Source organism: Pseudoalteromonas sp. GutCa3, from assembly GCF_002836155.1.
Lineage (GTDB): Bacteria > Pseudomonadota > Gammaproteobacteria > Enterobacterales > Alteromonadaceae > Pseudoalteromonas > Pseudoalteromonas arctica.
This window is the reverse complement of record NZ_PJBK01000068.1, coordinates 53,992-68,722: the sequence shown is the minus strand read 5'-3', so window position 1 is coordinate 68,722 and position 14,731 is coordinate 53,992. Positions and strand designations below refer to the sequence as shown.

Genomic DNA, 14,731 nt, shown 5'->3' with positions numbered 1-14,731 from the left:
ACTATACGCAGTATTAATAGTCATTATTATTTACTAAGTACTCTTTTAGTATTGACCTCGATAAATACTTTGTCCAATTATTTTATAATTTAGTTCACTTATAAATCACCTATTTGAAGCTAATTTAGACTTTTCCCTCGTTAGTTTTATTTAAAGCTGTTTTAGAGTGCTTATTATTACTGCTGTAACATTACTGTCATCTTGATGAAATATAATTTATGCAACGTTAAGATTTAAGGGTGTTTTGATGACTTCAAATCCGAATAAGCCGACTTTTAATACGGATCGAAGCCGTCTATTTAAAGATCGGTTTGCCAAGTTTGGCATAACCGCTGGTGGGATAATGGTATTGGTAGCACTGCTATTAATATTCTTTTACCTTCTTTATGTAGTACAGCCAATTTTTGAATCAGCAAAAGTAGAAAAACGCGATAGCTTTCATGTTGGTAATTCACAGCAAATAGTAGGCTTAGGTGTAGAAGAGCAAACTGAAGTTGCTTATTTACTAAGTCAGCAAGGTCAGGTTGATTTTTACAGTGTTGAGTCAGGTAGTTTTGGTAAAAAACTCAAAACACTTAATGCAGATTTACCAAGTGATGCAACAAGCTTTGCAACAAGCGCGCCTTTTCAAGGGCATTATGCGTTTGGTTTAGAAGATGGCACCGTAATGGTTGTTGCACCTAAATTTTTAGTTACCTTTCCAAACAACGAGCGTAAATTAACACCTCGCTTAGGTTTTCCTTTAGGGGAAATGGCTTTAGAAGTAGATGAACAAGGTGCAGCTATTAAACGCTTTGCATTTAGTCACTATGAAGACAAAACAGCGGTTGTAGCTCTTACAGAAGATAAGCGTGTATTATTTAGCAGCTTTATTGCTGAAGAGAATATGTTTACCGGTGAAGTAGAGTGGGTTGTTGAGCGCACAGAACTTGATGTTGATGGACGTGTAGACGAGTTATTAATGTCGCCAGATACAACACGTACTTTTGTACGTTCTGCTAATCAAGTGTACGTATACGATACTCGCGACCCAAGTGATGTGGAGCAAATTCAGTTGCTTTCGGCTAACGAAGAAAATGCAAATATTGTATCTGCACAACTGCTAGCGGGCGCAAACTCACTCATGCTTGCTAATGATAACGGCGAGATTTCGCAGTGGTTTGAAGTAAACACTGACACAGGCCGTGAATATCAAAAAATTCGCTCATTTGAAACAACTAAGCAAAGTAAATTAAATATATTTACTGAGTTTTACCGTCGTACTTTTTTTACTACTGGCAATAATGGTGAGCTAGGTGTTTATTACACAACGAGTGAAGCAAAATTATGGCAGGGGAAAGTAAGTGAAGGCGCAATAGAGAACTTTGCAATTGCACCACGTTCAAATGCTGCGTTAATTTTAGCGGATAATAAGCTAACAGTATTAGACATTCATAACGAGCACCCAGAAGTTACTTGGTCAGCACTTTGGCAAGAAGTGTGGTACGAAGGTTACCCAGAGCCAGGTTATATTTGGCAGTCAACATCAGCCAGTGACGACTTTGAATCTAAGTTTTCACTTGTGCCAATTTCGTTCGGTACATTAAAAGCAGCACTTTATGCGATGTTGTTTGCCGTACCAATCGCGCTTTCGGCGGCTATTTACACGGCATACTTTATGTCGAGCAAATTACGTAAAGTGGTTAAGCCTACCGTTGAAATAATGGAAGCATTACCAACCGTTATTTTAGGTTTTTTAGCGGGTCTTTGGTTAGCACCGTTAATAGAAGAACACTTACCTGCGATTGTTGGGTTACTCGTACTATTACCGCTAGGTATGTTAGCGACGGGTTTAGCTTGGACTAAATTGCCAACAAAAATTCGCCATAGAATTCCTGAAGGTTCTCATTCAATTATCCTTATTCCGGTCGTCTTACTTATTGGTTGGTTTTCGTTTGCTATGAGCGAATTTGTTGAACTTTGGATGTTTGACGGCAATGTACGTCAGTACTTAACAAATGAGCTAGGTATGACATTCGATCAACGTAACTCGCTTGTTGTAGGTATTGCGATGGGTTTTGCGGTTATTCCTACTATATTCTCAATTGCAGAAGATGCGGTATTTAGTGTTCCAAAGCATTTATCAAATGGCTCATTAGCATTAGGTGCAACGCAGTGGCAAACACTAATACGTGTTGTATTACTAACAGCAAGCCCAGGTATTTTCTCTGCGGTAATGATGGGACTTGGCCGAGCAGTTGGTGAAACCATGATTGTACTTATGGCAACCGGTAATACACCGATTATGGATTGGAGCATTTTCCAAGGTATGCGTACGCTTGCAGCAAATATTGCAGTTGAAATGCCAGAGTCAGAAGTAGGTAGTTCGCACTATAGAATATTATTCTTAGCAGCCTTTGTATTATTCATATTCACATTCATTTTTAACACAGTCGCTGAGTTTGTTCGCCAGCAACTGCGTGAAAAATACAGCTCAATGTAAGCGGAGAGACATGACATGGTAAAGCAGTGGTTTAAGTCTGGTTCTCCTTGGATTTGGATGACCGGTGGTGCAGTGAGCATCAGTTTGATTTCAGTTTTAGGCTTATTAGCAATGATAGCCTGGAAAGGGTTAAGCTTTTTCTGGCCTTCAGAAGTTGTACAGTTTGAACTTGAAGGGTCGATTGCAAAGCAAACCGTTATTGGCGAAGTTTACGACCGTGAATTAGTACCAAAAACACGTTTAGCCGCGACAGGTATTGATGTTAGCGGGTTTGAAAAAGAAGAAATAGAGCGCTTACTTATTAAAACAGGTAACCGCGAATATGTAGATTTAGATTTTCGTTGGATATTAGAAACCGACATAACAAATAAAACAGCACCAGCGGCGCTTGCAGTATTTGAGCGTAGTAAAAACGGTAACTTTTATGGTTATGTGCAAAACGTTATTAAAGACGGTCAACCGGTTAATGGCGACAAAATAGAAGCACTACATGAGCTTGTTGAGCGTGCGGTTGATTTGAACGACGAAGCACTTGATTTGCAAAATGGCGACATTGGGCATATTAACTACGCACTTGAACGCTTACGTTTAAAAGAAAAAGGCTACTTACTTGATAACGCTCTCACTGATGAACGTGTTGCTGAGCTTGCTCAAGCACGTGCTGAATTACGTGCACAGTATGGTGTACTTGAAAAAGATTTATTTGCACTACGCAAACAAGCTAAACGTGACCACGTAACTGTAAAAGATATGCGCGGTGAAGTTGTTACGATACCAATGTATCAAGTACTTGATGTTTGGTTTCCAAACGATATGGGCTTTTTTGCAAAGCTAGGCCACTACTTTGTGCAACTAGGTAAGTTTGTATCCGATGATCCACGTGAAGCAAATACAGAAGGCGGTGTTTTCCCTGCTATATTTGGTACTGTATTTATGGTTATGCTGATGGCTGTAATTGTGACGCCGTTTGGCGTTGTTGCTGCAATTTACTTACACGAGTACGCCGCAAAAAATGCAATCACTAAAATGATTCGTATCGCAGTGATTAACTTGGCCGGTGTTCCTTCAATTGTATACGGTGTATTTGGCCTCGGCTTTTTTGTATACATGTTAGGTGGTAGCTTAGACCAATTATTTTATCCAGAATCGTCGCCAACGCCAGTATTTGGTACGCCAGGTGTAATGTGGTCGGCATTAACGCTCGCTATACTAACGCTGCCAGTTGTTATTGTATCGACTGAAGAAGGTTTATCTCGTATTCCAAGTACCGTACGCGATGGTTCACTAGCGCTTGGCGCAACAAAAGTTGAAACGTTATGGCGCATCATTATTCCAATGGCAAGCCCTGCAATTATGACAGGTTTAATACTGGCAGTTGCGCGTGCTGCAGGTGAAGTTGCACCGTTAATGCTAGTAGGCGTTGTAAAAATGGCTCCTACATTACCACTTGATGGCAACTTCCCGTATTTTCACTTAGATAGAAAGTTCATGCACTTAGGCTTTCATATATACGATGTTGGCTTCCAAAGCCCTAATGTTGAAGCGGCACGCCCGCTGGTATACGCAACGGCCTTTTTATTGGTGTCGGTGATTATTACCCTAAACATAACGGCCATTGGTATACGTAACCATTTACGTGAAAAATTCAGATCGCTTGAACACTAATTAGTAAAGATTTTATAGGTAACAAAAATGATTACAGTCGCTCCAAAAGTAAACCAAGCTAATATAGGCCAGAAGTTAGACCTAGAAAATTTAACGGATGACCAAAAAGCGCTAGAGATTAAAGATCTCGATCTTTACTACGGTGATAAGCAAGCGCTTAATAAAGTAAATATGAACATTCCAAAAGGCCAAGTAACTGCGTTTATAGGACCATCGGGCTGTGGTAAATCAACGTTATTACGTTGTATTAACCGCATGAACGATTTGGTAGATATTTGTCGTATTGAAGGTGAAATATTACTTCACGGTCAAAATATTTACGATAAGAGCGTAGATGTAGCAGCACTTCGTCGTAATGTAGGTATGGTGTTTCAGCGTCCTAACCCATTTCCTAAATCAATTTATGAAAATGTGGTTTATGGCCTACGCTTACAAGGCATTAAAGAGAAGCGTAAGTTAGATGAAGTGGTAGAGCAATCACTTCGTGGTGCTGCTTTATGGGATGAAGTAAAAGATAGATTACACGACAGCGCGTTTGGCTTATCGGGTGGTCAGCAACAGCGTTTAGTTATTGCTCGCTCAATTGCAATTGAGCCAGAAGTTCTTTTATTAGATGAACCTACATCAGCACTTGACCCTATTTCTACTTTGGTAATCGAAGAGCTAATAAACGATTTAAAAAACCAATTTACCGTTGTTATTGTTACACATAACATGCAACAAGCAGCACGTGTATCTGATCAAACAGCCTTTATGTATATGGGCGAATTGATTGAGTACTCAGACACAAATACCTTATTTACTACACCAACGAAGAAAAAGACCGAAGATTATATTACCGGTCGTTACGGTTAATTAGCCCGTTGTAGCGTGTTGTGCAAGATTAAGAGAGAAGGTAACTATGGAACATAATATTAATAAACATATTTCTGGGCGTTTTAACCAAGAACTAGAAAATGTACGTAATCATGTATTAAGTATGGGTGGCTTAGTTGAGCAGCAGTTAAACAGTGCGCTTGATGCGGTGAGTCGTAACGATGCAGAGCTTGCTCAAAAGGTACGTCAGAACGATTATAAAGTGAATGCAATGGAAGTAAGCATTGATGAAGAGTGTACGCGTATTATTGCTCGTCGTCAGCCTGCAGCAAGTGACCTGCGTTTAGTGATTGCAATTGCTAAAACAATCGCTGATTTAGAGCGTATTGGCGATGAAGCTGAGCGAATTGCTAAAGTTGCACTAGACTCATTTACCAAAGATCAGCAAGATTTATTAGTAAATATTGAAAATATGGGCCGCCAGGTTTTAAAAATGCTACACGACGTACTAGATGCATTTGCGCGTATGGATGTGCAACGTGCATTTCAAGTACATAAAGAAGATGCAAAAGTTGACCGCGAATATGAAGCCATCACACGTCAAATAATGACTTACATGATGGAAGATCCACGCTCAATCCCTAAAATCATGGACTTAGTTTGGTCTGTTCGCTCATTAGAGCGTATTGGTGATCGCTGTCAGAACATTGCTGAATACATTATTTATTTTGTTAATGGCAAAGATATTCGCCATACATCTCAAGAAGATATAGAAAAATCACTATGATTTTTTATCCATCATGTATTTCTATTAAAGCGGCTTAGTGCCGCTTTGTGTATTGCAAGCTTTAGTGAAGTAATAAAAAGCGTTCACAATCTTGGTTAATACTGTAAAATTCATGCTGCAAAGCATATCAATTTGATTAAAGGGTCAGTTATGCCTACAAACGCGTTTTTAGGAGTATTTGCAAAATCTCCTATCAAACCAATGGAAGAACACATCAAGAAGGTTCATCAAGCAAGTAAAGCTTTGATACCTTTTTTTAATCACGTATTTAAAGAAGAGTGGGTACAAGCAGAAGAGCTTCGCATCACTATTCGCAATTTAGAACGTGAAGCTGATGATATGAAAAGAGATATACGTTTACAATTACCGCGTGGTTTATTCATGCCGGTAGAGCGTACAGATCTTCTCGAACTAGTAACTCAACAAGATAAAATTGCCAATAAAGCAAAAGATATTGCAGGGCGAGTGATTGGTCGTGAAATGACCATTCCAAAAGTTATGCAAGCTGATTTCTTAGCTTACTTAACCCGTTGTGTAGATGCGACTAAACAAGCATCTAAAGCAATTAACGAATTAGAAGAATTGCTAGAAACGGGTTTTAAAGGTCGAGAAGTCACCTTAGTAGAAAAAATGTTAGTTGAATTGGATGCCATAGAACAAGACACGGACGAAATGCAGATAAAAGTACGCCGCCAGCTACGTGATGTAGAGGGTGAGTTAAATCCAATTGATGTGATGTTTTTATACAAAATCATTGAGTGGGTTGGCGAGCTTGCAGATATTGCAGAGCGCGTAGGATCACGTCTTGAGCTGATGTTAGCTCGTTAATTTAAAATCAGTTCAAACACGAAAGATTAAGGTTTTACAATGGATATCATTGCATCTTACGGCACGGTATTAATTTTAATTGCCGCAGCAGTCGGCTTTTTTATGGCTTATGGTATTGGCGCGAACGACGTAGCGAACGCCATGGGCACATCTGTAGGTTCAAAAGCGCTAACAATCAAACAAGCTATTTTTATAGCGATGATTTTTGAATTTGCAGGCGCTTACTTAGCAGGTGGTGAGGTTACATCAACAATTCGTAAAGGAATTATCGATGCCGCACCATTTGCAGACATTCCTGAACTTATGGTTCTGGGTATGATTTCATCTTTATTTGCAGCGGGTGCTTGGTTATTAATGGCCTCGTTCTTGGGTTGGCCAGTATCAACGACTCACTCAATCATTGGTGCAATCATTGGTTTTGCGTTAGTTGCTGTTGGTACTGAGGCGATTCAATGGGATAAAGTAGGTGGTATTGTTGGTAGTTGGATTATAACGCCCGCCATATCAGGCTTTATTGCATACTTAATATTTATGAGTGCACAAAAACTTATTTTTAATACAGATGCACCACTAAAAAATGCTAAACGCTATGTGCCACTTTATATGGGTTTAGCAGGTTTTATAATGGCCTTGGTTACAATTAAAAAAGGCTTAAAGCATGTTGGTGTTGATTTAGGTGCAGCCGAAGGGTACGCCTTAGCAATAGCTGTAGCAGTTGTCGTTGCTATAATTGGTAAAATTGCTATTTCTCGTTTAAATATCGATCCAAAAGCAGATAAACAAATGCAATTCAACAATGTTGAAAAAGTGTTTGCTGTTCTTATGGTATTAACAGCATGTTGTATGGCCTTTGCACATGGTTCTAACGATGTTGCTAATGCAATCGGTCCACTAGCTGCTGTTGTAAACATTGTTGAAAACAATGGTGAAATTGCTAAAAAAGCGGCTATTGCTTGGTGGATTCTACCTCTAGGTGGTTTTGGTATTGTTGCGGGTCTTGCTATTTTGGGCAAAAAAGTAATTAAAACGATTGGTGAAGGCATTACACATTTAACGCCTAGCCGTGGTTTTGCTGCTGAACTAGCCGCTGCTTCTACCGTTGTTATTGCATCAGGTACTGGTATGCCAATCTCTACTACTCAAACCTTAGTGGGTGCGGTATTAGGTGTAGGTATGGCACGTGGAATTGGTGCACTTAACATGGGTGTTATCAGAAACATTGTAGTTTCTTGGGTAATTACATTGCCAGTTGGCGCTGCCCTTGCTATTGTTATTTTCTACGTACTAAGAACCGCATTTGGGGTTTAACAAAAAAGTACTCAAAGACTTTTAGCTTGAAAAGATCTCAATGCCCTAGGTGTTGGGGTCTTTTTATTTGTGGAAAGAAAAAATGACCAATCTTCCAAGTATCAAACAGCTACAGTATTTATTAGCTGTTCATCAACATCAGCACTTTGGCAGAGCTGCCAGTGCCTGTTTTATAGGACAATCTACTTTAAGCAGTGCTATTCAAAATCTTGAAGAAACGTTGGGTTGCCAGCTTATTGAACGCGAAAATCGCAGCCTTATGTTTACCAGTATTGGTGAAGAAGTTGTTGAGCGCTCTCGTAAAATAATTAACGATACAATTAGTTTAAAAGAGCTCACTAAAAGCTTTTTAACACCGCTGAGTGGTAAATTAACAGTGGGTGTTATACCTACAATTGCTAGCTTTATAGCGGCTCCTCTGTATCACTTTTGTAAAGAAACCTTTTGTGATTTAGAGTTGGTATTAATAGAAGATACGAGTGATAAGCTACTGGATAAACTTGAGCATGGGCATATTGATTTAGCGCTACTTGCACTGCCATACGAAACCGATAAATTTCATACACAAGTATTGGCAAAAGATCAGTTTAGTTTAGTGCACCATAAGGACTACAGCGCTGCAAAGGGCGTAGTCGACTTTAATCTATTACCAGAGGCTAGCGTATTCTTACTCGAGCGTGAGCACTGTATGACAGGCCATGCGCTTAGTGCATGTCATTTAAACCGTGCTAGTTGTATTAACCCATTTGAAGCAGCAAGCTTGCATACATTATTGAGTATGGTTGAGCATCAGCTCGGGGTGACTTTTTTACCACAAATGGCGATTAACGCCGGAATTTTAGATAATAAAAATATGGTGGCGACACCATCACAAAGCGATGCATATAGAGATATTGGCATATTGTGGCGTAAAACTACGGGGCGGATCCGCGACTTTAAGTTATTTAGTCAACAGCTTGAGATATTTTTAAAGCGCCAATGTAGTTTAGATTTTTCTAAATAAGAATAGGAAATGAATGAAAGCAGCCTATAAAGGCTGCTTTTGATTTTGAAGATGGCTTTCAAAAGGCTCAAGTTCGGGTAAAAATAGTAAATAAATCCATACCACCAAGTTAAAGTAAGGCACGCAACCTAATACAGTAAAAACCTTAACTGGGTAGCCTTTAATATTTGCGTAACGATAACACTGATACGCGATTGCAAAATGTATAATCAGTAATAACATAACTAGCTGTGTCATACCTTTCTCCTTAAAAGCTTAAATAGCTTTGAAACCCACTATAAATATCAGTACTACGTCGCCAAAAGGTAATGTCATGTTTTTAAAGTGAAATACATCAAAAGGCACGACATTTTTTATTTGATACTGAAAGTATAGGCAAGAAAGGTAATATTGGTAGTAACAAATTGTTTAATTTTGTTTATTTTGGGCTAGCTTGTTGTTGGTAAAACGTTTTATTTTTTGAAATTTTTTCAAGTTCATCTTTTACTTTTTCAACAGGTACTGGGCGTGCAATAAAGTAGCCTTGTCCATAATCAACACCTATCTCTTTTAGTGCAAAAAATATCTCTTCGTTTTCAACGTACTCAGCTACAGAGCGCTTATCGAGAGACCGACTAATATCATTTATTGCTTTTACTAACGCTAAGTCTATAGGGTCATTAAGCATGTCGCTTACAAATGAGCCATCAATTTTTACATGTTGTGCTGGAAGCTGCTTTAAATAGTTAAATGTACTAAAGCCAGTTCCAAAATCGTCAATAGAAAAATGACAGCCTAAGCTATTAAGCTTCTCAATCATTTTACGAGTCGCTTTTAAGTTGTTAATACTTGCTGATTCAGTTATTTCAAAAATTATCCGCGAAGGGGGCACGTTATACTTTTCAAGGTTTGATTCAATTAATGGCAATAAGCGTTCATCTAAGAATGATTGTGCTGACAAATTAATAGCAACTTGGTTTAACTCTGGGTGCTTAGACACACAAGCAACGGCATTACGTATAACGCATTGATCCATCAAAAATGTGTCGTTAAGCATCTCTAAAGAGGGAATGAATTGATTTGGGTACACAAGTTCACCTTTGAGTTTTAAGCGTAAGAGCGCTTCAAAATAAGCAACTTTACACTCTTTAAAATCCCAAATAGGTTGGTAATGCAGTTCAATATTATCTTGCTGCAGTGCTTGTCGAATTTCGTGACCCCATTCAAGCCCAGTTTGAAGCGTATTGTTTTGAGCGTCCTCTTTTGAGTAGCAATGTACTAAGTTACGCCCTAAATTTTTGGCAATATACAAAGCAATATCGGCTTGTTTTAAACATTCATTAGGATCATTGTTTTGTGTCGTAATTTGAGTTAAACCGATAGAGCAGCTAATTGTGTATATCTGATCTTCTGATTTAAAAGCATGTTTTTCTATTGCGCTGCACACACCTTCAGCAATAAGGTGTGCATCCAGTAAATTCATATCGGTAAGTATGACTGCAAACTCATCGCCGCCTATTCGGCACACCAAATGGTCTTCGCCAATATTTGCTTTAAATAATTGCGCGACTTCTTTTAATACTATGTCACCTTGGTGGTGACCTTTGCTGTCGTTTATTATTTTAAAGTGATCGAGGTCAATATAAATAACAGCATGCTCTATGCCATCATACGTGTATTTATCTTGGCATATTTTATTAAGCTGTTGATCAAAGTAATAACGGTTATGTAAACCAGTTAATGGGTCATGGTGTGCTAAATGACGTAGTTGAATCTCTGCTTGTTTACGTTCGTGTATGTTGTCGATAGTGGCGGTTATAGTCGCGTTATTACGACTATTTTTGATTAGCTGTAATCTGCATTCGACCCAAATTAAATTGCCATTTTTATGGGTGAGCTTTACTTCTATTTGTTGTTGTTGCTCGCCACCATGTAAAATGTCATTAATAGTATAATTTAGTCTTCCTTTATCTTCGTTATTACAATAAGCGCTTAGTGGGGTTTGTAGTGATGATTTAACACCAAAACCGCTCAATGCCTCCCATGCAGGGTTAATAAAACGAATATGCCCTTGCTGATCAAGCTCTAAAACAACCGTATTCAAATGCAATAAAATACGCTGATGAGCCGAAAATAACTCTTTGTAACGCACTTCGCTCACGCTTAGCTGCTCTACTTTGTAAGCAAACTCAGCATAACTCACCATAAAATCTTCACGTCGTGCGGCGTGGTCACACACTTTATTTAAAAATGAAGGGTCGTATGGGGCTCTAATAAAATCGGTAACACCAGACAGCAAAAGCTGCTCAGCGTAATCAGCATCATCACTTTCTATAATCGTAACAATAGCTTGTTTAGAATTGTGCTGTAGGATTTCTTCAACGAGTACACTCGAGCTCTCTGCACTTGATGTAGTGGCATCGAGTAGCACAATTGAAAACTGCTGTTGGTTGTAAGCGTTTAGTGCTGCTTTGGCTGAGGTAACGTGAGTAATAGCAAAGTTTAACTTTAACTGTTCACTAATTTTGTCGGCCGTATTTTGAAGCGGCTCTAATAGCAATAAATTTAGTCGGCTACTTTTTTCTAAGTGCGTAGATAAAACATTCGCAAGCACTTGAGGAAGCATGTCTTTATGTTCAAACGGCAGTACAGCATCTATTCCGTAGCTTCTGGCTGTTGTTTCGGCAATACGCTCACAGTAAATTGGCGGAATAAGTAAAATTGGGGTGTTTTTTGGTGTTTTTAATAATCCTGAGCGGATCATCCTCGAAAAGCGCCAGCCGTCAATTTTACCAACATTAATGCCCGTTATTATAATATCAACAGGGTGTTGTTTTAAAAGCTTTAAAGCTTGTTGGCTATCTTGCGCATCAATAAAGGTAAATACATTTAAGCTATCTAAAGTGCCTTTAATCGCGCGGCGTTCAGCACTACTTGCGTTTAATATTAGCAATTTAAGCTGGTTTGGCACGTGTTGAACACCCCTAATGTAACTTATAATAATTCAGCCGAACAAGAATAGTGACATTTAACCATAAGAACAAGAAAATTTAATGATAAACACGCAAACAAGATATTATAAGTTTGGCTGATTTCTTGAGCTTAATATCCGATACATATACACTTGGCGCGATTTTAAATGATGTGGATTACTAATTATGCGCGTGGCTGACTTTAGCTTTGACTTACCTGATGAATTAATTGCTCGTTTTCCTAAAGCGGACAGAACTAGCAGCCGTTTACTTACTTTAGATGGCCCAAGCGGAACTCTAGAACATAAAGTGTTTAGCGACATACTTGATTTAGTAAACGAAGGCGATTTGTTAGTCTTTAACAATACACGCGTTATTCCTGCACGTATGTTTGGTCAAAAAGCCTCTGGCGGCAAAGTTGAAGTGCTTGTAGAGCGAGTGCTAGATGAACATCGCGTACTTGCGCACGTACGCGCGAGCAAGTCGCTTAAGGTTGGTAACGAAGTTATTCTTGAAGGCAAAGCTAAAGCAATAATGGTTGCACGCCACGATACATTATTTGAGCTTGAGTTTGATCATAGCCAAAATGTGCTAGATATACTTAATGATATTGGTCATATGCCACTGCCTCCTTATATTGACCGACCTGATACCGAAGCTGATCGCGAGCGTTACCAAACTGTTTATGGAGAAAAGCCAGGTGCAGTTGCTGCGCCAACAGCGGGCTTACATTTTGACGATAAGTTAATGACGGCACTAAAAGATAAAGGTGTAAACATGGCTTTTGTTACGCTACACGTCGGCGCTGGTACTTTTCAGCCGGTACGAGTTGATAGTGTTGATGAGCATGTAATGCACTCAGAGTACATAGAAGTGCCCGATGATGTAGTTGCAGCTGTTGCGCAAACTAAAGCAAATGGTGGGCGTGTAATTGCGGTAGGCACAACATCAGTACGCTCATTAGAGTCGGCAGCTAAAGTTCACGGCGGCAAGTTAGATACGTATTTTGGTGATACCGATATATTTATTTTTCCGGGTTATCAATTTAATGTTGTTGACGCCATGGTCACTAATTTTCACTTACCAGAATCAACGCTTATAATGCTAGTCAGCGCTTTTAGCGGACAAGACAATATTATGGGTGCATACAATACGGCAATTGAACAAAAATACCGATTTTTTAGTTACGGTGATGCGATGTTTTTAACACGTAAGTAACCATTTATTATTTAATACTCAGTAAAAAATACTAAAAACCCCAGCAACGAAGCTGGGGTTTTTGTTTAGCATAATAAGCAAAACTGAATTTATCGCAGCTAATAGTATTAATGAGGCAAAAAGGGTAGAATCGAGCGGTTAAATTATAGCTTGTTGGACTGTTTTTCTGACATTGAGGATGATATGAAATTTGAATTAGATTGTACTGACGGAAAAGCGCGCCGCGGCCGCTTAATTTTTGACCGTGGTGTAATAGAAACACCTGCATTTATGCCTGTTGGTACTTACGGTACTGTAAAAGGTATGACGCCAGATGAAGTAAAAGCCACTGGTGCGCAAATATGTTTAGGTAATACCTTTCATTTAATGCTTCGTCCAGGTACTGAAATCATTAAGCAACATGGTGATTTACACGACTTTATGAATTGGGATTTCCCAATTTTAACTGACTCAGGCGGTTTTCAAGTATTTAGCTTAGGCGCAATGCGTAAAATCACTGAAGAAGGCGTGTTATTTCAATCTCCAGTAAATGGTGATGAAATTATGATGTCGCCTGAAAAGTCGATGGAAGTACAGCGCGACTTAGGCTCAGACATCGTTATGATTTTTGACGAGTGTACGCCATATCCAGCAACTGAAAAAGAAGCTAAAGATTCTATGGAGTTATCTCTTCGTTGGGCTAAGCGCTCAAAAGAAGGGCATGGCGACAATCCATCTGCTTTGTTTGGTATTATTCAAGGTGGTATGTACCCCGAATTACGTGCACAATCGCAAGCAGGCTTAGAAGAAATTGGCTTTGATGGCTATGCATTAGGTGGTCTATCAGTAGGCGAGCCTAAAAACGAAATGATGAATATTCTTGATCATTGTGCGTTTAAAATGCCAGAAGACAAACCACGCTACCTTATGGGTGTAGGCAAGCCAGAGGATTTAGTTGAGTCTGTTCGCCGTGGTATTGATATGTTTGACTGTGTTATGCCAACACGTAATGCGCGTAACGGCCATTTATTCATTACCACGGGTGTAGTTAAAATACGTAACGCAGTACATAAAACAGACACAGGGCCACTTGATCCTGAGTGTGATTGCCATACGTGTGGAAACTATTCACGAGCTTATTTGCATCACCTTGATAAATGTAACGAAATTTTAGGTGCGCGACTAAACACAATTCATAACTTACGTTACTATCAACGTGTTATGGAAGGTTTACGTAATGCAATTAGCGAAGGTAAATTAGAAGAATTTGTACAAGATTTTTATGCTCGCCGAGGCCAAGACGTGCCAGAGCTAGTAGATATAAAAAATTAAACTTTAAAATTAAAGAGGAAGTATCATGAGTTTATTTATTTCAAATGCACACGCAGCAGCTGGTCAACCTGCAGCAAGCGGTGGTTGGGAAATGCTAATAATGTTAGCTATTTTCGGTTTGGTTTTTTACTTTTTAATCTACCGCCCGCAAGCTAAGCGCGTTAAAGAGCACAAAAGCTTAATGAGTATGATGGCTAAAGGCGATGAAGTACTTACCCAAGGCGGTTTAGTGGGTAAAATTGTGAAGATTTCTGAAGAGAAAGATTTCATCGTTATCTCTTTAAACGAGCAAGCAGAAGTAACAGTACAAAAATCTGCAGTATCTGCAGTATTGCCAAAAGGCACAATGAAGTCGCTATAAA

The 14,731-nt window shown here is 39.1% G+C and carries 12 protein-coding genes; 10 read left to right on the top strand and 2 right to left on the bottom strand.

The annotated features are described in order from the left end of the window. Positions 1-247 precede the first annotated feature (247 nt). The 7 genes from CXF64_RS11690 (at position 248) to CXF64_RS11660 (ending at position 8,889) form a co-directional block, all read left to right on the top strand. Complete coding sequence (locus CXF64_RS11690) at positions 248-2,482, top strand: ABC transporter permease subunit (protein WP_101217094.1); 2,235 nt, start codon at positions 248-250, stop codon at positions 2,480-2,482. A gap of 15 nt (positions 2,483-2,497) precedes the next feature. Continuing rightward, complete coding sequence (gene pstA, locus CXF64_RS11685; protein ID WP_101217093.1) at positions 2,498-4,147, top strand: phosphate ABC transporter permease PstA; 1,650 nt, start codon at positions 2,498-2,500, stop codon at positions 4,145-4,147. Positions 4,148-4,174: 27 nt separating this feature from the next. Then, positions 4,175-5,002: a phosphate ABC transporter ATP-binding protein PstB gene (gene pstB, locus CXF64_RS11680; protein WP_007586464.1), complete on the top strand. Its 828-nt coding sequence runs from the start codon at positions 4,175-4,177 to the stop codon at positions 5,000-5,002. A gap of 46 nt (positions 5,003-5,048) precedes the next feature. Further along, positions 5,049-5,750 (top strand): phosphate signaling complex protein PhoU, encoded by a 702-nt coding sequence (gene phoU / locus CXF64_RS11675; protein WP_007586465.1) that lies wholly within the window; start codon positions 5,049-5,051, stop codon positions 5,748-5,750. A gap of 150 nt (positions 5,751-5,900) precedes the next feature. Continuing rightward, positions 5,901-6,578, top strand: coding sequence for a TIGR00153 family protein (locus CXF64_RS11670; protein WP_002957838.1), 678 nt, complete (start codon positions 5,901-5,903; stop codon positions 6,576-6,578). A 39-nt stretch (positions 6,579-6,617) separates the two neighbouring features. Continuing rightward, entirely contained in the window at positions 6,618-7,886 is a 1,269-nt protein-coding gene (locus tag CXF64_RS11665; RefSeq protein WP_007586466.1) for an inorganic phosphate transporter, read from the top strand. 82 nt (positions 7,887-7,968) lie between these two features. Then, entirely contained in the window at positions 7,969-8,889 is a 921-nt protein-coding gene (locus tag CXF64_RS11660) for a hydrogen peroxide-inducible genes activator (protein WP_007586467.1), read from the top strand. Positions 8,890-8,913: 24 nt separating this feature from the next. Here CXF64_RS11660 and CXF64_RS11655 read toward each other — a convergent pair whose 3' ends face one another. Then, complete coding sequence (locus CXF64_RS11655; protein ID WP_002957835.1) at positions 8,914-9,126, bottom strand: hypothetical protein; 213 nt, start codon at positions 9,124-9,126, stop codon at positions 8,914-8,916. 181 nt (positions 9,127-9,307) lie between these two features. Beyond that, positions 9,308-11,839 carry a two-component system response regulator gene (locus tag CXF64_RS11650; RefSeq protein WP_101217092.1) on the bottom strand — a complete coding sequence of 844 codons (2,532 nt, stop codon included), beginning with the start codon at positions 11,837-11,839 and terminating at the stop codon, positions 9,308-9,310. A gap of 187 nt (positions 11,840-12,026) precedes the next feature. Between CXF64_RS11650 and queA the strand changes: the two genes are divergently transcribed. From queA to yajC, 3 genes are all read left to right on the top strand, one after another. Further along, positions 12,027-13,058, top strand: coding sequence for a tRNA preQ1(34) S-adenosylmethionine ribosyltransferase-isomerase QueA (queA, locus tag CXF64_RS11645; protein ID WP_101217091.1), 1,032 nt, complete (start codon positions 12,027-12,029; stop codon positions 13,056-13,058). A gap of 183 nt (positions 13,059-13,241) precedes the next feature. After that, positions 13,242-14,369, top strand: a complete 1,128-nt coding sequence (tgt, locus tag CXF64_RS11640; protein ID WP_007586471.1) for a tRNA guanosine(34) transglycosylase Tgt — start codon at positions 13,242-13,244, stop codon at positions 14,367-14,369. A 25-nt stretch (positions 14,370-14,394) separates the two neighbouring features. Continuing rightward, the gene (gene yajC, locus CXF64_RS11635) at positions 14,395-14,730 is read left to right on the top strand and encodes a preprotein translocase subunit YajC (RefSeq protein WP_007586472.1); all 336 of its coding nucleotides are present in this window, start codon (positions 14,395-14,397) and stop codon (positions 14,728-14,730) included. Position 14,731: the final 1 nt, after the last annotated feature.

Bases quoted from the DNA above. Each gene is read 5' to 3' on its own strand.
- CXF64_RS11690 (WP_101217094.1), top strand. From the start codon at position 248: ATGACTTCAAATCCGAATAAGCCGACTTTTAATACGGATCGAAGCCGT.
- pstA (WP_101217093.1), top strand. From the start codon at position 2,498: ATGGTAAAGCAGTGGTTTAAGTCTGGTTCTCCTTGGATTTGGATGACC.
- pstB (WP_007586464.1), top strand. From the start codon at position 4,175: ATGATTACAGTCGCTCCAAAAGTAAACCAAGCTAATATAGGCCAGAAG.
- phoU (WP_007586465.1), top strand. From the start codon at position 5,049: ATGGAACATAATATTAATAAACATATTTCTGGGCGTTTTAACCAAGAA.
- CXF64_RS11670 (WP_002957838.1), top strand. From the start codon at position 5,901: ATGCCTACAAACGCGTTTTTAGGAGTATTTGCAAAATCTCCTATCAAA.
- CXF64_RS11665 (WP_007586466.1), top strand. From the start codon at position 6,618: ATGGATATCATTGCATCTTACGGCACGGTATTAATTTTAATTGCCGCA.
- CXF64_RS11660 (WP_007586467.1), top strand. From the start codon at position 7,969: ATGACCAATCTTCCAAGTATCAAACAGCTACAGTATTTATTAGCTGTT.
- CXF64_RS11655 (WP_002957835.1), bottom strand. From the start codon at position 9,126: ATGACACAGCTAGTTATGTTATTACTGATTATACATTTTGCAATCGCG.
- queA (WP_101217091.1), top strand. From the start codon at position 12,027: ATGCGCGTGGCTGACTTTAGCTTTGACTTACCTGATGAATTAATTGCT.
- tgt (WP_007586471.1), top strand. From the start codon at position 13,242: ATGAAATTTGAATTAGATTGTACTGACGGAAAAGCGCGCCGCGGCCGC.
- yajC (WP_007586472.1), top strand. From the start codon at position 14,395: ATGAGTTTATTTATTTCAAATGCACACGCAGCAGCTGGTCAACCTGCA.